The following is a 16,789-nucleotide window of genomic DNA, read 5'->3' as shown; positions in this document are numbered from 1 at the left end:
TGAAGTAGCATCCACGCATCGGATGTTATTCCGCATCCTTGTTCAATAACGTCATGCTGATCCTGGCTCAGCGGCCGACAGCGACGCAGGTCGCCGGATTCCGGGCGTGGCAGGCCCAGGGACGGCAGGTCCGCAAGGGTGAGAAAGCGATCCGCATCTACGGCTACAGCAGCCGCACCGTCACCGAAACCGACCAGGCCACCGGCGACGAGACCACCCGCAAGGTCCCCACCTTCCCGATCCTGTCCGTGTTCGCCCACGACCAGACCGACCCGATCGACGGCCACCCCCGGGCCGAGCAGATCACCCACCGGCTCACCGGCGACGACCCCGCCGCAATCTACGACCGTGTCCACGCCCTCATGACCGCGCGCGGCTGGACCGTCACCCGCGACCTCATCGACGGAGAGACCAACGGGTACACCACCGTCGACGGGAGCCGCCGTATCGTCGTCGACGCCCGCCTCGCAACCGCCCAGGCAGCGAAGACGATGATCCACGAAGCAGCCCACGCCCTCATGCACACCGCCGACACCGTCACCGCCGACGACCGCCGCGACCTGCACCGAGGCCGGATGGAGGTCGAAGCCGAATCCGTCGCCTACGTCCTCGCCGGGATCCTCGGACTCGACACCGCCGCCTACAGCGTCGGCTACGTCGCCGGATGGGCCGACGGCAACCTCGACACCGTCACCGACACCGCCCGCGCCGTCCTCGCCACCGTCCACGAGCTCACCGACGCCCTCGACCCGCAGGCCGACAGCGACACCGGCAGCGGCGACACCGCCGCCTGACCAGCACCACCCCCCACCGGAAGGACCGTCATGCCCGCTCAATCGTGGGTGACCCTGATCGTCGGCACGCTCGCCGTCGTCGGGGTCGCCTTCACCGTCCGTCAACGCACCCGCGCCGACAACCGCGCCCAGTCCTGGCAACGCATCACCTGGTGCCTGGAACGCACCGTCAGCAAGGACGACGACGAAGCCGCCCTCGGATGGAAAGTGTTCGGCACCGTCGCGGCGACACCGTTCATCGCCGCCACCGACCGCGACACCCTGCAGGCGATCTCGCAGCACACCGCCGGTGACGACCTGGCGGAACGGGACGACACAGGGGACAATGGACCCGACACCGAGACGGAGGATCCGCGATGACCACCACCGAACGCCGCACCGTGAGCGGTGGCCGCTCGATGAAAGTCCGATCCGCAGCCGCCGAAGCGTCGATCAAACTGCTCGAGTACGACAACAAGCCCGTCCCGCAGTGGCTCCGCGACGTCGCCGCAGGCAAACCGACTACGGTGCCCCCCGAACAGCCCTGACCCTCACACACACGACAGAGAGGCCCGTATCCCCACGAAGGGGTGCGGGCCTCTCGTCATGATCGGGCTCTGACCGAGGAACGCCCCTGCGGGCCGGACGAAACGGAGCTCCGCTGCGCTCCGCCGGCCACCCTGACACCAGCGGCGGCCCGTGCCCTGACGGGCACGGGCCACCAACGACCTACCGCAGATCAGCTTCCGAAGATGCTTCCGAAACCACCGGCAGGCCCGGCAGGTCCGGCAGGCCCGGCAGGTCCAGCGGGCCCGGTGGCGCCCCCGTCACCGAACGCCCCCACGATCACCGGCAGATCCGTCACCGAATACACCTCACCGATGCCCTGGCATGACACGTCCACCGCATACAACCCATCGACCAACGGCCCCAGCACGTCCGCGGCGCTCTCCCCTGTGGACAGTCCGCCCTGAGTGAAGATAGGGCCGGTACTCGAGAACGGAGTCGACACCCCGTCAACCACGTAATCGCAAATAGGGGCCCCGAAGTTTACGGGCACGTTGGCAGTCACCTTGATCTCGATCCCCCTGTCCCCGTCCCCGAGGTCTATCCCCACCGCCGTGATCGTCACATCGTTCGGGGCAGCCGACGCCGCCCCCGCACCCACCAGACACAACGGGACCACAGCAGCAGCCCCCACAACAGCACGAACAACACTCCTACGCACCACACGACTCCCAACGATCACGGCCCCGAGCCTGCCGAGGAAGTCCCGGCCACCACCGCGAAGTACACCAGCGAACTGCACAAATAATGCAATAACGCCTGATTACACCTCACAACCGTGACAACGGCACAACGCTGCCGCGACCCTCGGAACGTGGCCGACCTCCGTCGCTCCCGCACAATCGGCCACCGGTGAATCCGGGTGGGAGGTGGCAGCTCGGGGGAGTGGCCGGCGGTTCCTGATCGCAGGCCGGCCGTAGCCGGCCGGGCGTAGGCCACCCTGCGGGCGTCCGCCTGATGGAGCTCCGCTGCGCTCCGCACCGCGAAAAGAGCATTCGTTCTTTCGACACATCTGGCTACTCCGATGCTGCGTCACCCGTGCCCGGCTTACCAACACCCGACCTCCGCTGCGCTCCGGCCCCTGCGGGGTCCGAAAACTTCTCAGAACGCCTCCGGCTGAGAATTTTTCGTCTCGGGTGCAGGACGCCGATCCCGTGCGCCGCCTCCTCTGCGCCACGCCAGATGACGGCGAAAGAACGCGGGGAGGGCCAGCAAAGGTCCGAGCCGCCCAAGTCAGGAGGGGCCACCCACCATGAGCAGCACCGACACCTACTGGACCACCTACGACAACGCGCTCGACGACGCCGCCGGAGCAACCACCACCGGAGAACTCATCGCCGCACTCAACCGGCACTTCGCCCCGTCCGCCGGGGTGGCGTTCTTCCCCAACGGAGCCGACCGCGACCTCCTCGGAACGCTCACCGACGCTGGACATTTCACGCTCGTCTGGATGCGCGCCGACTACTACTTCGCCATGCGTGACAGCGCAGGCGACGGATTCACCTTCATCGAAGGCGACCTCGTCCACGGCGTCGAACGCCCACTCTGACCACCCCACACCCACCGAGGAGCACGCAGCCATGACCACAACCGCCGATTTTCAGACCACGAACCGCGCCGCAGTAGGGGCGGCGGTGCTCACCATCCGCACCCGGGCGCTCACCCAGATCACCGCCTACACCGCCAGGGCGCAGAAGGCAGCGGCGAACCCCGAAGCATCCACCGAGGCCGCGCACCGCGAACGCGCCGCCTACTGGGCGTGCACCGCACGCGAAGCCGGAGCCACCGAGGCCCAGATCGACGTCGCCGAAGCAGCCGGAAGGGCGCAGGGCACCGCATGACCGCCGACCAGGAGCGGAGCCGCGGACCACCGGGCCGGGGACCACACCACCCGACCAGCACCAGACAGAAAAACACCGGACAGTGCCTACCTGCCCGGTGTCTCACCGAAAACAATATCAGGGAGAGACACCATCATGACCGCAACCATCGACACCACCACCGCGACAACCGAACCCGCCGCCGAGCACGCCGATCCCGGTGCGCTGGGAACGGTGTTCGCCCAGGTGGACCCCAACGTCCTCGACGTCGCCGACAACGTCCGCGACACCGTCGACCTGGACCAGACCCCCGACTTCGTCGCCTCGATCCGCGAGCACGGAGTCCTGCACCCGATCCTGACCGTGCGCCGGGGCGACGGCACCCTCGCCGTCATCGACGGCCAACGGCGCACGCTCGCCGCGATCGCCACCGACACCCCCGTCGTCCCGGTGCTCATCCGCACCCAGGACGGGGACCAGGTCGCCGCCGACACCACCCGCATCGTGGAGCAGATCGTCTCCAACGACCAGCGCGCCGACCTCACCGACGGCCAGCGCGCCGCAGGTGTCGCCCAGTTGCTCGACCTCGGCGTGTCCGTCAAAGAGGTCGCTCAAGCCCTGTCGGTCACCCAGAAGGCCGCGAAGATCGCCGGGCGGGTCGGTGGTTCCGACGCCGCGCGGGCGGCGCTGGATACCGGGCAACTCGACCTCGAGCAGGCGTCGATCATCGCCGCGTTCGAGAAGATGGGCGACGAGGACGCCGTCGCGCAGCTCCTCGACGCCGCCGAGAATCGCCCGTACAACTTCCCGCACCTGGCGCGCAGGCTCACCGAGGACCGCAAGAACGCACGCGAGCGGGCGAAAGCACTCACCGCACACGGGGAGGCCGGTCACCCGGTCCTCACCGTCGACCCCGAAACGGGTGACGCGCGCTGGTACTACGCAGGAGAGGTTCGCACCGGCGAGGGGGAGCCGGTCGACCCGACCGAGCACCCCGACCGGTGGTCGGTGTGGGCCGACCGCGTCGAGGCATGGATCGACACCGAGACCGGCGAGCACGTCGACGAGGACACCGTCGATTGGGACGCCGACGGCCCCGACGACGCACCCGCAGAGGGCAAGCGCCACCGGGGGACCGTGTCGGAAGGGTGGGCATGGGAAACGTCTTACTGGATGAGCGCCGACGACGCCGAGCACCACGGCTACCAGGTGCCGCAGGCAACCCCCGTGGCCCACGGATGCGCCACCGCCGGGGTCGACACCGACGACGCGGCACGCCGCGCCGCCGAGGCGGCCGACGCCGACCGGGTCGAGCGTCGCCGGGTGAAGGCGCTCAACGCCGCAGGTCTCGCCGAGACCACGCTCCGCCGCGAGCACATCACGGCGCTCCTGACGCGCAAGACCGCGCCGAAGGGCAGCGCCGGATGGGTCGCCGCGACCCTCGCCGGGTCGCCCGATCTGCTCACCGAAGGCAAGGCCGGAGAGGTGCTGCGCGAGGTGGTGCCCGGTGCCGACCCGATCACCGGAATCGCCGACCTGATCGACAAGGCCACCGACGCCCGCGCCCAGGTGCTCATGCTGGCGCTGGTGCTCGCCGCGCTCGAAGCCCGCATGGCCGGTTCCGACAAGTCGTGGTGGCGGTCCAGCCCGCAGACCCGGTGGACCCGCGACGGCCTCCCCAGGGGAGCGGCCCGGTACCTGGCGTTCCTGACCGAGCACGGCTACACCACCGGCCCGGTCGAGAAGGTCGTCACCGGCGAGAACACCGCCGAGGACGCCTACACCGAAGTCACCGCCACCAGCGGCGAATGACCCGGTGACCGGTGCGGGTGCCCCACAACTCGGGGCACCCGCACCGCCCACAGTGGGTGTGTTCAGAAGGGTCAGCGGCGCATTTCGCGAACAAAGATCCAGATGAGCCAGAGCCCAGCCGTGAGGCAGAAAAGGATGACGTCGACCAGGAAGTTGACGAGGGTGTACGAGCGACGAGTCTTACGTGCCATGAAGTAGCTCCTAGGAATGTGGGTTCGCGAATAAGCAGGTTTCGCAGTGGTGTCCGGTCCTGACGGTCCCCGGCCGGGCGAGGGGGACACCCCCTCGCGCTCCCCCGAGAAGCGCCGGCCACCGCCGGTACCCAGTCCGCCACGCGGCCCAGGAGATCAGATGCCGCGCGGCGAGGGCAGGCCAGTCAGTGAACGGCGTCGAACGCCTCGACGACCGCAGCGGGAATCCGGCCCCGGGCACTGACCTCGTACCCGTTGCTGGTGGCCCACTCACGGATCGCCCGCGTCTGCTCCGGATCACGCTTCGACGACTTCTTCGAGGCGGCCTCAGCGGCGGCGCGGACAACAGAGGTGTGCCCACCACGCTTGCGGCCGCCGACCTTCGCCGCGTGCTCGATGTAATAACCGAGCGCCTTCCGAAACTCCTTCGCGTTCTTGTCCTTCAAGTCGATCGCGTAGTCGACGCCGTCGACGGAGAACTCGATCGACTCCCCGGTGCCGTCGGCGATGACGGACCCGTCGATGTCATCGGTCAGCTCGACGATCAAATTCTTGGCCACGGTGCGATGTACCCGTCTTTCCTCGGTGAAACGGTCGACAAATGCCTGCTCACCGTCCCACAACCACACCATCCGGTACCGCGACCGGGCCGGTGTGTCGGCGCACAGTGTGCCGGCGGGAACCACCGCGCCGTCCGGTGCGTCCAACCCGTCATGAACCGTGACGACGACCGCGCCGGCCTCGTCCTCGCCGGCGACGGCCACGACCCCGAGGATCTTGATCTGCGGGACGCGCACGACCACGTCACCGAAGTCCTACGAGCGCACCGCCACCTCACCGTCGCCCCCGGGCGACTCCGCGACTGGTACCGATCCACCGACCTGGCCAGGCTCCCTGAAGCGGCCGACCTGAACTAGTACACATGTTCGATTCTTGTTAGCCTGATGAAGCGGGGCTGAGTGGCGGTCGCACCGACGGTTCGACCCGGGAAGCACTCGGCCCCGCATCACCACCACAAGCAATCTCGGGGAGCGCCATGACCCGCGTCGACTGGGCAGAACACGCCCGCAGCCTGCGTGAACACGCCGCCGCCGACGCCGAACGGCGCACCGCAGACACCGGCGAGGCCCACAAACCCGACCCCGCCGTCATGCGCATCGCCAGCTCCTGCGACGCCGCTACCTACTGCCCCGAACGGCCCAACCCCCGCCTCGAAAAGCAGGTCTCGGCCGCGCTCGCCACCCGGCCGGCGGCCAGCCCCCACACCGGAAACTTCGACCTCAGCAGCAGCCCCGGCCACCGACCCGACACACCACGGCCCTGACCGCGCACCTGCTCGCCGACGCCGGCCTCACGGATGAGGACCTGTCGGTCCCCGGCGATACGATCACCGGCTGTGCAAACGGGCGACCGCGTCAAACTCCACGCCCACGGCGTGACCACCTTCGAGATCACCGAACTCGACGACACCCACGCCACCATCACCCCCAGCGAAACCCACGCAGACGCACCCGGCGCCTACCCCTTCCGCATCCTCCGCGCCGGCCTCGTCCCCGCGAACACCGAAGGGCATTGAGCTCGCTTCGCTCGCACCGTTCCTCCCGGCGCTCCGCGCCGCACGCGACCGTCCGCCCTCCGGGCGAACGGCGAACGGCAGACGCAGCACCAAACTAAGTGCATCGACATGTTCGCCGGAAGATCAATCTCTCGGCGCTGCGCTGTCCCTGCCCCCGTCGACATCGTCCGCCTCTTTGAATGCTATCTGCAGATCGCCGGTCAGAAACTTCTGCAATTCGCGCCTGAACGCATCCGCATGTTTCGAACTCACCACAGTGTCCGAGACAACCGATATGAAAATCTCCCCGCCGAAGGCTCTGACTATCTGCCTCACACCCAAATTCATGGCCGTGGCCACTGCACGAATATCCTCGTCTTCTTGGCGCTGTCGGGCCGACTGTGACGGATCTTTGAACCGGCGCGGCGTAGGCGCTTGAGGCGCACCGATTTGTTGCACCGCGTTCAGCACTTGCTTGAGCAGATCGTCAGTGCCGAGCTTTGGAGCTTCCGGTTGCGCGCCTGCAATCTCTCGCGCCTTATCCAGGGCTTCCTCGAATTCCTGCCACGACCACTCGAACCTGGTCTTGATGGAATCCCAATCGTTGCCGGTGACCTGAGCTATCGATTCGAGAAGAGATCGCATCCCGTTCTGGTCCAACTTCACAGCCTGGAACTGTCTAATAGGACCGGTTATCTGATAGACACTGTCGAGATCAACCATAATCGGCACGACACGTGAGAGAACGCTTTCACCAAACTTCTTGGATAGTGCGCCTGCCTCAAAATTCAGCCACGTCTTCTCCATGTTGTCGACAGTAATCACGATGATTCCGAACTGGCTTTCATTCAGGCGCTCTTCGATCAAGGTGAGACCGCGTGTACCTGCCTGAATATCAATGTCTGACATCCAGGGATCGATGCGGTCAAACATCTTCGGAAGCCAATGCCGGATAACCCTGGTGACCTCACGTGAAAGGTCGCCCGACCAGCTGATGAAAACCTTGAGATCGTCGTCTGCCATCGAACGACACTATCAGCGTCGATCCGGCCGCTTGAATAAAATTGCAGGTCAGTAGGTGTGTTCAGTGCATCCCACGCTGTGGAAACGCCTCAGTGCTACCGCGACCCACGGGACGTGGGCCGGCTCCGTCGCTCCCGCACAATCGCCACCCGGCCGCGACAGTGGAAGGTGGCAGCTCAGGGGAGTGGCCGGCGGTCCCTGATCGCAGGCCGGCCGTGACCGTCCGGGCGTAGGCCACCCTGCGGGCGTCCGCCTAGTGGAGCTCCGCTGCGCTCCGCACCCTGGAAGAGCGTTCGTTCTTTCGACACATCTGGCTACTCCGATGCTGCGTCACCCGTGCCCGTCTTACCCACACCCGACCTCCGCTGCGCTCCGGCCCCTCCGGGGTCCGAAAACTTCTCAGAACGCCTCCGGCTGAGAACTTTTCGTCTCGGGTGCAGGACGCCGTTCCCGTGCGCCGCCTCCTCTGCGCCACGCCAGATGACGGCGAAAGAACGTGGTGAGGGACAAGGACCGAGCCACACGAGTCCCGGAAGGAAGCACCAGTCATGCGCGCACAGCACCCGTCCACCGCAGACGAGATCGACATCCTCGTCCACAAGCAGGGCGCCCCCAAGATCCGCCGCACCGTCAAACGAGCCAGCGCCCGCTACGACCGCCGTAACGCACGCCGCGCACTCCGATCCTGACCGTCCCCCCAGCCACACCACCCGAAAGGTTCACCCTCATGACGCAACCCCGCATCACCCTCACCAGCGCAGCCCAGGTCATCGCCGCCATCCCCGCAGCCCTGCGGCACGTCCCCACCGAGTCCATCGTCGTGCTCGCGTTCACCGGCAAGACCCTCACCTTCGCCGCCCGGTTCGACCGCGTCGACGTCGCCGCGCAGGCGCACAAAATGACCGACGTCCTGCGTCGCCACGGCATCGAGTCGGTCGTCATCGTCACCATCGCAGACCGACCCGGCAAGAAAGCGGCCGCCGTCGAGAACCTGGTCATCGCCGGAATCCTCGCCACCGCCGTCGAGGTGATCGGCACCTACTGGGTCCCCACCCTCGCCGAACCGGCCACCGCCCAGGACCTCGACACCCTCGACACGTTCGACGTCGACCCCATCGCGTCCGAACTGGCCGCCAGCACCGCCCTCGCCGGAACGGCCATCGAGGGCAGCCGCACCGCCATCGGGGACCGCTACGCCCACGCCATCCAGGTTCACCCGGCCGAGCACGCCGACGCCGCGCAGGTACTCGAAGACCTGGCCGCAGTCGTCTACGCCGACGAGCTGCCCGACAGTGGCCTCATCGCCCGCACCGCCGCCGTCATCACCGCACTGCCCGTCCGCGACGCGATGTTCCGGCTCCCGCTCTACGGCAGCACATCCGCGCACACCGTCATGGCCACCATCGCCCGCCACACCCGAGGAGAAGCCCGCATCCAGGCCCTCAGCATCGCCGGGTGGCTCTGCCACTGCGCCGGAGACGGAGCGGCCGCGAACATCGCCTACGACGCGGCAGAGGACGAAGCGAACAGCGCAGGCATCGCCACCCCGCACATGCTCCGTCTACTCCGTCAGGCACAAGACGCCGCCATGAGCCCCGACGAGATCCGGACCCTCGACGTCGACGCCGAGACTGTCCGCGCCACCACCGGGGCGCACCTGCCCGGGGCACCCGACCGGGACTAGAGCACGGGCCGGGCGGCTCCCGCAGCCAGCGGGGGACGCCCGGCCACCGGCGGGGGGCAGCCGGCGATCGGGCATCGAGCCCTCACACCGACCTCGACGCACCCACCACCGAGCGAACCTGTCGCCACCGACCGGGGCCGGCCACCGCGATCACAGGTCAGGCATGTCCTCCGGCACCCACACCACATCCACAGCGCCCGGGGCAGCGGTACGGGGCAGCGTCTCCTCGACAGGTACCCCCGACACCATCGCTTCGACCGCGAGATCCGACGGTGCACTTCGATCCAACGCCATCGCCACCAAATCCGACTCCACACGCGAATACGTCATTCCGCGATCCTAGACTCTCGCCGCGAACAAACCCGCAAATGACGAGAGAAAAGCGCACTACACAAACCCGCCGAAACGGGACCTAACGACATTCTCGAACGCCGCAATATCGGTTGCAGCGCAACAGATAAAGCCGATTCATCGTTATCGAACAAATACAATCCAGCGGTGGAAATAAACCCGGTTGTGAAATAGAATGGAACCACTCCACCGAATAGTCGAAAGGCGTGAGCCATGTCCGGAATCACCGTCTACACCAAGCCCAACTGCCAGCAGTGCCGGGCGACGTTTCGGGCACTCGACAAGGCCGGCCTCGACTACACCGCCGTCGACATCAGCGTCGACACCGAAGCCCGCGAATCTCAATCCGTCTGTCAACAAGTAGAGGTGTCGACCGCGGCCTGACCGAACCTCGCAATCCACCACCGATCCGAAGGAGAACCCACTCCATGGCGCACCTCGCGTTTGACCACCAGCCCGACCACGACTTCATCGCCGCCCAGATCGAAGCGGACCTCGCCGCCGAAACCACCAGTGCCGTCGTCATCCACGGCCCCTGGACCACCCACCCGGCCGCCGACTACACCGACGCCCGGTAAGGCAGGGAACACGTCATGAGCGCACTACGGGCCGTCCCCGAACCCGAGCAGAACCCGAGCGACCCGGTCCTCGACCTCGCACCCGACGCCGCAGACCCCGGCGTCGACACCAGTGACGGTCTCGACCCGCGGACCGACCCGGAATCGTTGACCCTCTGCGCGCTCATGTGGTCCGTCGACACCGCCGCCGCCGCCCGCGTCACCGAGGCCCTGGTGCCGGCCGACTTCGCCGAGCCCGCCTACGCCGAGTTGTTCGCTGTCATCGCCGACCTCGTCACCACCGGGCAGCCGCACGATCCCGCCTCCGTCGCCGCTGTCCTGCACCGAGCCGGGGGAGGGGAGAAGGACGCACCGCTGCGCCGAGCGTTGGCCGACGTCGTCACCGCCGACACCACCGGATCGTCCGCCGCCGTGCACTACGCCGACATCGTGCTCTCCCAGTCCTACCGGCGAAGCTTCCACGTCACCGGGCAGCGACTCATCCAGGCCGCCGAACAAGGCCCCGAGGACGAACTGTTCGACTACATGGTCGAACTGGGTACCGCACAGCGGGCAGCGTGGAAGCGGCTCAACACCTTCCGAGCCGGGGGAGCGCACGCATGAGGACTGGATCCGCCATCGATGAACGCTATTTCGCGGCCGACGGAACGCTCACTACGGTTGGGCTCGAGAGTGGTCGGTGGCTCGACGCTGAGCGGGCCCGCGGTGTGAACTGGGCCGAGCTCGCGGACGAACTCGAGGTGCATACCCGCGTCGCCGAACATCTGTACCGCACATGGTGCGGCACGGGTGACGGAACAGCCGGCGATACGCAGTGCTCGCTGTTCTGACGTGCGACCGTCAGAAGGGCGTATTTGATGAGATCGAACGCAGAGGTGCTGTCCCGAACCGCATGTAGTACACCGGATGCCGCGAGTGGTCCGCGCGCGGACCGCTCTGCGGTAAGAGAAGCCGTCGACGATCAGGCGAGCGCGAGGAACAGCTTCTCGAGTTCCGCTTCGGTCATGGGTTCCTTGTCATCGGCGGTGGCACCTGTCATGCACTCACGCAGTCCGGTGGCAACGATCTTGAACCCCGCTTTGTCGAGTGCGCGGGAGACGGCGGCGAGTTGGGTGACGACGTCCTTGCAGTCGCGGCCGTTCTCGATCATCGAGATGACCCCGGTGAGTTGGCCGTTGGCGCGTCGGAGTCGGTTGAGTACCAGTGCGATGCTGTCGTCGTCGCCGATCATGGTGGTGCCCCTGTTCAGTGGTGTCGATGGTATCTGCCATAGTACCCCTGGGGGCATATGAGCTGTCGGTATGCGTGCCGCGGTGTGGGACCTGTGGTCAGTGTTCGGTGTCCAGGCCCAGTTCTGCGGCGTGGTCGTAGTCGTCGTCGATGAGGACGACGGTCCTGTCGGCGCGGTCGAGGATCGACGCGGCGATGGATGCCCGGTATCCGGAGGCGCAGTGGACCCAGATTTCACCTGCCGGTATCTCGTGGTGTCGTTCGGCGAGTTCGGGGAGGGGGATGTTGACGGCGCCGTGGATGTGGCCGGCGTCGTATTCTTCGGGTTGGCGGGTGTCGAGGACGACGAGGTCATTGTCGTTGCGTCCGAGGGTGTCTCGCAGGCCGGCGAAGTCGACTGTTCCGTAGCTGCGGACGGGGTGGTCTCCGGTGAGGTCGGTGATGTCGCCGACCGCGGACCCGGACGGTGAGTCGATGCCGATACGTGCGAGTTCTCGGGTCGCGGTGAGGATGTCGTCGGCGGTGTCGCCGATGAGGGTGAGGGGTGCGCCCCACTGGTAGAGCCATCCGAGGTAGGTCACGAAGCTGGAGGACAGCTCGAATCCGAGGCTGCCGTCGAGGTGACCGGCGGCGAACGCGGTGCGCGAGCGCAGGTCGACGACCCATTCGCGGGCCTCGATGCGCCGGCGCAGCTCCGCCGGGTCCACCGGTGTCGGCATGGACAGGTCGACGGGGGCGGGGCCGGCGGTGTTGATGACGCCCATGTGGGCGTAGTAAGCGGGGTAGGCGGCGAGGCCGTCGATGAGGGTGTCGACGTAGGTCTGCTCGTCCTGGGTCAGCGCGGGGTTGGCGCTGCGTTGTTCGCCGATGGTGGAGGACTCGCCGCTGGTGGGGGTGGCGGAGCAGAAGCTGCCGAATCCGTGTGTGGGGTATACCTCGGTGTCGGCGGGGAGCTCGTCGGCCAGTCGGCGCACCGAATGGAACTGGGCGTGGGTGAGGTCGTGGGTGTGTTCGGATCCGAGCAGGTCGGTGCGCCCGGTGGACCCGTAGAGCATGGAGCCGCCCGTGAACACGGCGATCGGGGTGCCGTTCGTGCCCCGCAGGACATAGCTGACGTGATGGTGCGTGTGTCCGGGTGTGTGCATCACCTGCATGAACAGCGGGTCCGCGTCGACGACTTCGCCGTCGACGACGGCGCGCCGCTCGAAGCCGACCGGGTCGCCGTCCGGCACGACGTACTGCGCACCGGTCGCGCGGGCGAGTTCGAGCCCGCCGGTGACGTAGTCGTTGTGGATGTGCGTCTCGAACACGTGGGTGATGCGAGCGTTCTTCTCCCGAGCGAGGGTCTCGATGCGGTCGATGTCGCGTTGGGGGTCGACGACCAGGGCGATGCCGTGGTGGCTGATCAGGTAGCTGCGATCGCCGAGGCTCGAGGTCTCGATGATGGCGATGTCGGGGGTGTCTGTGGTGGTCATGGATGCTCCTCGTCACGGGTGTGTCGATCGGGTGGTCAGGGCAGTGAGGGTGTGGGGGTGTCAGGTGACGATGGTGTGAGCGGCGTCGATCAGCACGTATCCGGCGACGGCGAGCACCAGGTAGGCGAACCAGTTCTTCAGGCGGTCGGCGTTCACCCGGTCGGCCCAGCGGCCGGCGACGAGTGACCCTGCGATCGCCGCCCCGGCGAACGTCGCGGTGAGGGCCCAGTTGCCGCCGAGCCCGTCGGTGTGGGATACCAGTCCCGCTGCGGAGTTGGCCACGATCACCACCAGCGACGTCCCTACCGCGACGGTCATCTCGATGCCGAGCAGCAGCACCAGCGCCGGGATGATGAGGAAACCCCCGCCGACACCGAACAGGCCCGTCAGCACACCGACGGCGAAGCCGGTGGGGATCGACCGTGGGGCGCAGCGTCGCCAGTCGATCCCCGAGGTGCCTGTTCGGCAGGCGGTGCCGAGAGAGGCGTCGCCGCGGAGCATGCGTACTGCGGCCGCGATCATGACCAGCCCGAACCCGACCAGCACGACCGACTCGGGCAGGTGTCGGCCGGCGCCGCTCCCGAGGAAGGTCCCCACGATGCCGGTGCCGGCGAAGATCGCCGCGAGTCGCCACTCGATCAGCCGTGCCAGGATCTTCGGGACGGCCCCGGTCAGGGACGCCGATCCGACGACGAGCAGCGACACCGGGATCGCCTCGGCCAGCGGGAGATGCAGGGCGTAGACGAGAACGGGTACGGCCAGGATGGACCCTCCACCGCCGAGCAGTCCCAACAGGACCCCGATGACGGCGCCGAGGACCAGCCCCAGTGCCAGCGTCATCGGTTCCGGGTGTCCCCGTCGCCGCCGAGGGCGGTGATCGCAGCGCGGAGCTTGGTCGCGGCGTCGCGCGCGACGTCGCCGAGCGCCGGTTCACCGGTCGCCTCGACCATGATGTCGGGGTTCATGGCGTCGACGATGATCACGTCCGCGTTGTCCGGGTCCTCGCGGACGACGACGTTGCAGGGAAGCAGCAGGCCGATCTGGCGCATGACGCCGACGGCGCGGTGGGCCAGGGGTGGGTTGCACGCGCCGAGAATCAGGTAGCGCTCCATGTCCTCACCGAGTTTGGCCTTGAGGGTGGCCTGCATGTCGATCTCGGTGAGCACACCGAAACCCTGCTCCGCCAGAGCGTCTCGGGTGCGCTGGACGGCGGTGTCGAAGTCGGTGCCGGTCAGGGTGGTGGTCAGGGCGATACTCATGAGGGTGGTTCCTTTCGTCGGCGATGCAGTCGTTCGGTGGTGAAGATGTCCGGTGCTGTGGTTGCGGGTTACCCGCGGTCGGCGGCGCGAAGACTGCGCGCCCCGATCCGGCGCAGCAGCAGGCTCGCCGGGCACCACCCGACCGCAGCGTAGAGGGCCAGGTTCGCAGCGGCGAACGCGCTGAGTAGCCGCCAGTACGGCGATGCGGTCTCCCCGAGGACCAGCCCGGCGGCGACGACGATGCCGGCCAGCGCTGGCACCGAGCGTTCGATCGGCCAGCCGGTGAAACCGGCGGGAACGCGGGCGGGACGGACAGTGGTGGTCATGAGTGTCCTTTTCCGGTCGTGGGGTGTCAGTGCGAAAAGCTGATGGACGGGAGAGCCTTGCGGAGCCAGACGGGTGACCACCAGGCGGCGGAACCGGTCAGTCGGAGCAGGACGGGCAGCAGGATCAACCGGATGAGCACCGCGTCGAGAAGCACGGCGACGCCGAGGATGATGCCCATCTCCTTCGGCGGGAGCGGGTCTGCGAGGGCGAAGGTGAAGAACACCGCCACCATCACCGCGGCCGCGGCGAAGATGACCCGACCCGAGTGGGCGAGACCGTCGATCATCGCCGTCGTCGCGTCGCCGGTGCGCTCGTAGTGCTCCTTGGCGGTGGCGAGGAGGAACACGGTGTAGTCCATGGCGATGGCGAAGATCATCGCGAAGAAGAACACCGGTCCCCACCCGTTCAGGAAGCCCTGCGGGGTGAAGCCGAGCAGCGAGGCGCCGTGCCCGTCCTGGAAGATCAGCTTGGCGACGCCGAACGCGGCGGCGGTGGAGAGCAGGCTGACCGCGGTACCGAGGAAAGCGATCAGGGGTGCTTGCAGTGCGACGAGGAGCAGCACGAACCCGAGGATCAGGATGATCGTGACGACGAGCGGCAGATAGTCGTTCAGGGCCTGCTGCAGGTCGAGGTTCTCCGCGGGTGCGCCGCCGACCAGCGCCGACTCCGGCAGTTCGCCACGGAGGTCGGCAAGAATGGTGCCCATCGACTCGTCGGACGGGTCGACAGCCGGAATCACTTGCAGGAGTGCGTAGCCGGAGCCGTCAGCGGCGGGTTGCGGCGGGGTGACCATCGCGATACCGGGCACCTCCGAAGCGGCAGAGGCCGTGTCGGCGGCGTCGGTCTCGGGGACGACGATCTGCAGTGCGCCGGGGGCGCCGTCACCGAACTGCTGCTGGACGAGGGCGTAGCCCTGCCGCACCGGTGCGTCCTCGGGGACCACGGAGATCGACGGCATCGCGACCTTCAAGCCGAGGACCGGCAGTGCGAGTGCGACGAGGACGCCGATCGAGGCGAGCGCGAACGGCCACGGGTGCTTGTGCAGGAGAGCGCCCCACGCGGCGAACATCGGCGAGCGGTGCTGCTGACGCTTCGCGTAGGGAAGGGACGCGGCGTTGACCTTCGATCCGAGCGCGCCGAGGGCGGCGGGGAGCAGGGTGAGGGTGGCGAGCAGGACGAAGGTGACGGCGAGCATGATGCCGACGGCCATGGTCCGCACCGCGGGGGCGGGGACGATCAGCACGGCGGACAGGCTCACCAGGACGGTGAGCCCGGACAGGACCACGGCCTTGCCGGCGGTGTCCATGGTCTCGGCGACGGCCGCGCGGGGATCGCTGGAGCGCAGGGCGTCGCGGAAGCGGGCGACGAGGAACAGGGCGTAGTCGATGCCGAGTGCGAGGGCGAACATCATGGCGAAGTTCATGGCCCACACCGAGATCGGGGTGATCTCGTTGAGCAGGACCAGCCCGCCGGCGGAGGCGACGAGACCGGCGATGGTCAGCAGCAGGGGTAATCCGGCGGCGACGAGTGAGCCGAACGCGAGAACCATGATGGCGAGGGTGACGGGCCAGGAGATGAGTTCGGCCTGGATCATCGCGTCGTGGTTGGCCTTGTTGAAGTCCGACCACAGCGCCGACGCACCGGTGGGGTAGACCTCGACACCGTCGCCGGAGAGTGCGGTGAGCTGGTCCTTGACGTCGTCGACGGCGGTGACCATCTCGTCGGTGGTGCCGTCGGCGCCGGCGATCAGGATGCCGGTGCGCCCGTCGGGGCTGATCGTCATCCCCTGCTGCGGGGGCACGATCTCACCGAAACGCGGGTCCGCGTTCAGGATGTCGGTCGCGCCGGTGAGCGCGGCGGTCGCTTCCGGGTCCGTCAGCGCACCGGAGTCGCTGTGGACGACGACCTGCACCGCGGCGGAGGAGTTGCCGCCGAAGTGTTCCTCGGCCAGCTCGCGGACCTGCACCGATTCCGATCCGTTCGCCTGCCACCCGGCACCCGCGAGGGACGAGAACACCGACGGCGCAACGGATCCGAGGGCGATCAACAAGATCAACCAGGTGCCGAAGACCCAGCGGCGGCGGGTGACCATGGCCGAGCCCCACCGGCCGAGGCGGCCGGGGGCACTGTCGTGGTGGTGGTCG

21 protein-coding genes and 1 pseudogene are annotated in these 16,789 nt (G+C 67.6%); 13 read left to right on the top strand and 9 right to left on the bottom strand.

Going from position 1 to position 16,789, the window contains the following annotated elements; translation table 11 throughout:
* Window positions 1-53 precede the first annotated feature (53 nt).
* The 6 genes from OHB23_RS00970 to OHB23_RS00945 all read left to right on the top strand — a co-directional run bounded on the left by OHB23_RS00970 (window position 54) and on the right by OHB23_RS00945 (window position 4,972).
* Window positions 54-794: an ArdC-like ssDNA-binding domain-containing protein gene (locus tag OHB23_RS00970; protein WP_328810614.1), complete on the top strand. Its 741-nt coding sequence runs from the start codon at window positions 54-56 to the stop codon at window positions 792-794.
* A 30-nt stretch (window positions 795-824) separates the two neighbouring features.
* Window positions 825-1,154 carry a hypothetical protein gene (locus tag OHB23_RS00965; RefSeq protein ID WP_328810613.1) on the top strand — a complete coding sequence of 110 codons (330 nt, stop codon included), beginning with the start codon at window positions 825-827 and terminating at the stop codon, window positions 1,152-1,154.
* Window positions 1,151-1,321 (top strand): hypothetical protein, encoded by a 171-nt coding sequence (locus tag OHB23_RS00960; protein ID WP_328810612.1) that lies wholly within the window; start codon window positions 1,151-1,153, stop codon window positions 1,319-1,321. The genes OHB23_RS00965 and OHB23_RS00960 overlap by 4 nt, the downstream gene beginning before the upstream one ends.
* Before the next feature lie 1,271 nt (window positions 1,322-2,592).
* Window positions 2,593-2,889, top strand: coding sequence for a hypothetical protein (locus OHB23_RS00955; RefSeq protein WP_328810611.1), 297 nt, complete (start codon window positions 2,593-2,595; stop codon window positions 2,887-2,889).
* A 31-nt stretch (window positions 2,890-2,920) separates the two neighbouring features.
* Entirely contained in the window at window positions 2,921-3,181 is a 261-nt protein-coding gene (locus tag OHB23_RS00950) for a hypothetical protein (protein WP_328810610.1), read from the top strand.
* 135 nt (window positions 3,182-3,316) lie between these two features.
* Complete coding sequence (locus OHB23_RS00945; RefSeq protein ID WP_328810609.1) at window positions 3,317-4,972, top strand: ParB/RepB/Spo0J family partition protein; 1,656 nt, start codon at window positions 3,317-3,319, stop codon at window positions 4,970-4,972.
* A 376-nt stretch (window positions 4,973-5,348) separates the two neighbouring features.
* On the opposite strand, the gene OHB23_RS00940 is transcribed toward OHB23_RS00945, so the two are convergent.
* The gene (locus OHB23_RS00940) at window positions 5,349-5,723 is read right to left on the bottom strand and encodes a histone-like nucleoid-structuring protein Lsr2 (RefSeq protein ID WP_328811700.1); all 375 of its coding nucleotides are present in this window, start codon (window positions 5,721-5,723) and stop codon (window positions 5,349-5,351) included.
* A gap of 476 nt (window positions 5,724-6,199) precedes the next feature.
* On the opposite strand from OHB23_RS00940, the gene OHB23_RS00935 reads away from it, so the two are divergent.
* Window positions 6,200-6,487, top strand: coding sequence for a hypothetical protein (locus OHB23_RS00935; protein WP_328810608.1), 288 nt, complete (start codon window positions 6,200-6,202; stop codon window positions 6,485-6,487).
* A 111-nt stretch (window positions 6,488-6,598) separates the two neighbouring features.
* Entirely contained in the window at window positions 6,599-6,739 is a 141-nt protein-coding gene (locus OHB23_RS00930) for a hypothetical protein (protein WP_328810607.1), read from the top strand.
* 123 nt (window positions 6,740-6,862) lie between these two features.
* Here OHB23_RS00930 and OHB23_RS00925 read toward each other — a convergent pair whose 3' ends face one another.
* On the bottom strand, window positions 6,863-7,741 hold the full coding sequence (locus OHB23_RS00925) for a TIR domain-containing protein (protein WP_328810606.1): 879 nt from the start codon (window positions 7,739-7,741) through the stop codon (window positions 6,863-6,865).
* A 548-nt stretch (window positions 7,742-8,289) separates the two neighbouring features.
* Here OHB23_RS00925 and OHB23_RS00920 point away from each other — a divergent pair.
* Window positions 8,290-8,430, top strand: coding sequence for a hypothetical protein (locus OHB23_RS00920; protein ID WP_222626631.1), 141 nt, complete (start codon window positions 8,290-8,292; stop codon window positions 8,428-8,430).
* A 38-nt stretch (window positions 8,431-8,468) separates the two neighbouring features.
* Window positions 8,469-9,425 (top strand): DUF4192 family protein, encoded by a 957-nt coding sequence (locus OHB23_RS00915; RefSeq protein ID WP_328810605.1) that lies wholly within the window; start codon window positions 8,469-8,471, stop codon window positions 9,423-9,425.
* Between the two features lie 150 nt (window positions 9,426-9,575).
* On the opposite strand, the gene OHB23_RS00910 is transcribed toward OHB23_RS00915, so the two are convergent.
* The gene (locus OHB23_RS00910) at window positions 9,576-9,755 is read right to left on the bottom strand and encodes a hypothetical protein (protein WP_328810604.1); all 180 of its coding nucleotides are present in this window, start codon (window positions 9,753-9,755) and stop codon (window positions 9,576-9,578) included.
* Between the two features lie 234 nt (window positions 9,756-9,989).
* On the opposite strand from OHB23_RS00910, the pseudogene OHB23_RS00905 reads away from it, so the two are divergent.
* The 3 genes and pseudogenes from OHB23_RS00905 to OHB23_RS00895 all read left to right on the top strand — a co-directional run.
* A pseudogene (locus OHB23_RS00905) lies at window positions 9,990-10,115 on the top strand (glutaredoxin family protein); the annotation flags it as partial.
* A gap of 89 nt (window positions 10,116-10,204) precedes the next feature.
* Window positions 10,205-10,354 (top strand): hypothetical protein, encoded by a 150-nt coding sequence (locus OHB23_RS00900; RefSeq protein WP_222647698.1) that lies wholly within the window; start codon window positions 10,205-10,207, stop codon window positions 10,352-10,354.
* Between the two features lie 15 nt (window positions 10,355-10,369).
* The gene (locus OHB23_RS00895; RefSeq protein WP_328810603.1) at window positions 10,370-10,957 is read left to right on the top strand and encodes a DnaB-like helicase N-terminal domain-containing protein; all 588 of its coding nucleotides are present in this window, start codon (window positions 10,370-10,372) and stop codon (window positions 10,955-10,957) included.
* A gap of 358 nt (window positions 10,958-11,315) precedes the next feature.
* On the opposite strand, the gene OHB23_RS00890 is transcribed toward OHB23_RS00895, so the two are convergent.
* The 6 genes from OHB23_RS00890 to OHB23_RS00865 all read right to left on the bottom strand — a co-directional run bounded on the left by OHB23_RS00890 (window position 11,316) and on the right by OHB23_RS00865 (window position 16,737).
* Window positions 11,316-11,585 carry a metal-sensitive transcriptional regulator gene (locus tag OHB23_RS00890; RefSeq protein WP_222633379.1) on the bottom strand — a complete coding sequence of 90 codons (270 nt, stop codon included), beginning with the start codon at window positions 11,583-11,585 and terminating at the stop codon, window positions 11,316-11,318.
* 97 nt (window positions 11,586-11,682) lie between these two features.
* Window positions 11,683-13,059, bottom strand: a complete 1,377-nt coding sequence (locus OHB23_RS00885; RefSeq protein ID WP_328810602.1) for an MBL fold metallo-hydrolase — start codon at window positions 13,057-13,059, stop codon at window positions 11,683-11,685.
* Between the two features lie 60 nt (window positions 13,060-13,119).
* On the bottom strand, window positions 13,120-13,899 hold the full coding sequence (locus OHB23_RS00880) for a sulfite exporter TauE/SafE family protein (RefSeq protein WP_328810601.1): 780 nt from the start codon (window positions 13,897-13,899) through the stop codon (window positions 13,120-13,122).
* A complete protein-coding gene (locus OHB23_RS00875) occupies window positions 13,896-14,318 on the bottom strand; it encodes a DUF302 domain-containing protein (RefSeq protein WP_328810600.1) in 423 nt (140 codons plus the stop codon). The genes OHB23_RS00880 and OHB23_RS00875 overlap by 4 nt, the downstream gene beginning before the upstream one ends.
* A 68-nt stretch (window positions 14,319-14,386) precedes the next feature.
* Entirely contained in the window at window positions 14,387-14,644 is a 258-nt protein-coding gene (locus OHB23_RS00870) for a YgaP-like transmembrane domain (protein WP_328810599.1), read from the bottom strand.
* 26 nt (window positions 14,645-14,670) lie between these two features.
* Window positions 14,671-16,737 (bottom strand): MMPL family transporter, encoded by a 2,067-nt coding sequence (locus OHB23_RS00865; RefSeq protein WP_328811699.1) that lies wholly within the window; start codon window positions 16,735-16,737, stop codon window positions 14,671-14,673.
* Window positions 16,738-16,789 lie beyond the last annotated feature (52 nt).

Source organism: Rhodococcus sp. NBC_00294 (assembly GCF_036163995.1).
In the GTDB taxonomy this organism is placed as follows: Bacteria; Actinomycetota; Actinomycetes; order Mycobacteriales; family Mycobacteriaceae; genus Rhodococcoides.
The sequence above is the reverse complement of the archived record's forward strand: the minus strand, read 5'-3'. Positions and strand labels throughout refer to the sequence as shown.

Bases quoted from the DNA above. Each gene is read 5' to 3' on its own strand.
- OHB23_RS00970 (WP_328810614.1), top strand. From the start codon at position 54: ATGCTGATCCTGGCTCAGCGGCCGACAGCGACGCAGGTCGCCGGATTC.
- OHB23_RS00965 (WP_328810613.1), top strand. From the start codon at position 825: ATGCCCGCTCAATCGTGGGTGACCCTGATCGTCGGCACGCTCGCCGTC.
- OHB23_RS00960 (WP_328810612.1), top strand. From the start codon at position 1,151: ATGACCACCACCGAACGCCGCACCGTGAGCGGTGGCCGCTCGATGAAA.
- OHB23_RS00955 (WP_328810611.1), top strand. From the start codon at position 2,593: ATGAGCAGCACCGACACCTACTGGACCACCTACGACAACGCGCTCGAC.
- OHB23_RS00950 (WP_328810610.1), top strand. From the start codon at position 2,921: ATGACCACAACCGCCGATTTTCAGACCACGAACCGCGCCGCAGTAGGG.
- OHB23_RS00945 (WP_328810609.1), top strand. From the start codon at position 3,317: ATGACCGCAACCATCGACACCACCACCGCGACAACCGAACCCGCCGCC.
- OHB23_RS00935 (WP_328810608.1), top strand. From the start codon at position 6,200: ATGACCCGCGTCGACTGGGCAGAACACGCCCGCAGCCTGCGTGAACAC.
- OHB23_RS00925 (WP_328810606.1), bottom strand. From the start codon at position 7,741: ATGGCAGACGACGATCTCAAGGTTTTCATCAGCTGGTCGGGCGACCTT.
- OHB23_RS00920 (WP_222626631.1), top strand. From the start codon at position 8,290: ATGCGCGCACAGCACCCGTCCACCGCAGACGAGATCGACATCCTCGTC.
- OHB23_RS00915 (WP_328810605.1), top strand. From the start codon at position 8,469: ATGACGCAACCCCGCATCACCCTCACCAGCGCAGCCCAGGTCATCGCC.
- OHB23_RS00910 (WP_328810604.1), bottom strand. From the start codon at position 9,755: ATGACGTATTCGCGTGTGGAGTCGGATTTGGTGGCGATGGCGTTGGAT.
- OHB23_RS00900 (WP_222647698.1), top strand. From the start codon at position 10,205: ATGGCGCACCTCGCGTTTGACCACCAGCCCGACCACGACTTCATCGCC.
- OHB23_RS00895 (WP_328810603.1), top strand. From the start codon at position 10,370: ATGAGCGCACTACGGGCCGTCCCCGAACCCGAGCAGAACCCGAGCGAC.
- OHB23_RS00890 (WP_222633379.1), bottom strand. From the start codon at position 11,585: ATGATCGGCGACGACGACAGCATCGCACTGGTACTCAACCGACTCCGA.
- OHB23_RS00885 (WP_328810602.1), bottom strand. From the start codon at position 13,059: ATGACCACCACAGACACCCCCGACATCGCCATCATCGAGACCTCGAGC.
- OHB23_RS00880 (WP_328810601.1), bottom strand. From the start codon at position 13,899: ATGACGCTGGCACTGGGGCTGGTCCTCGGCGCCGTCATCGGGGTCCTG.
- OHB23_RS00875 (WP_328810600.1), bottom strand. From the start codon at position 14,318: ATGAGTATCGCCCTGACCACCACCCTGACCGGCACCGACTTCGACACC.
- OHB23_RS00870 (WP_328810599.1), bottom strand. From the start codon at position 14,644: ATGACCACCACTGTCCGTCCCGCCCGCGTTCCCGCCGGTTTCACCGGC.
- OHB23_RS00865 (WP_328811699.1), bottom strand. From the start codon at position 16,737: ATGGTCACCCGCCGCCGCTGGGTCTTCGGCACCTGGTTGATCTTGTTG.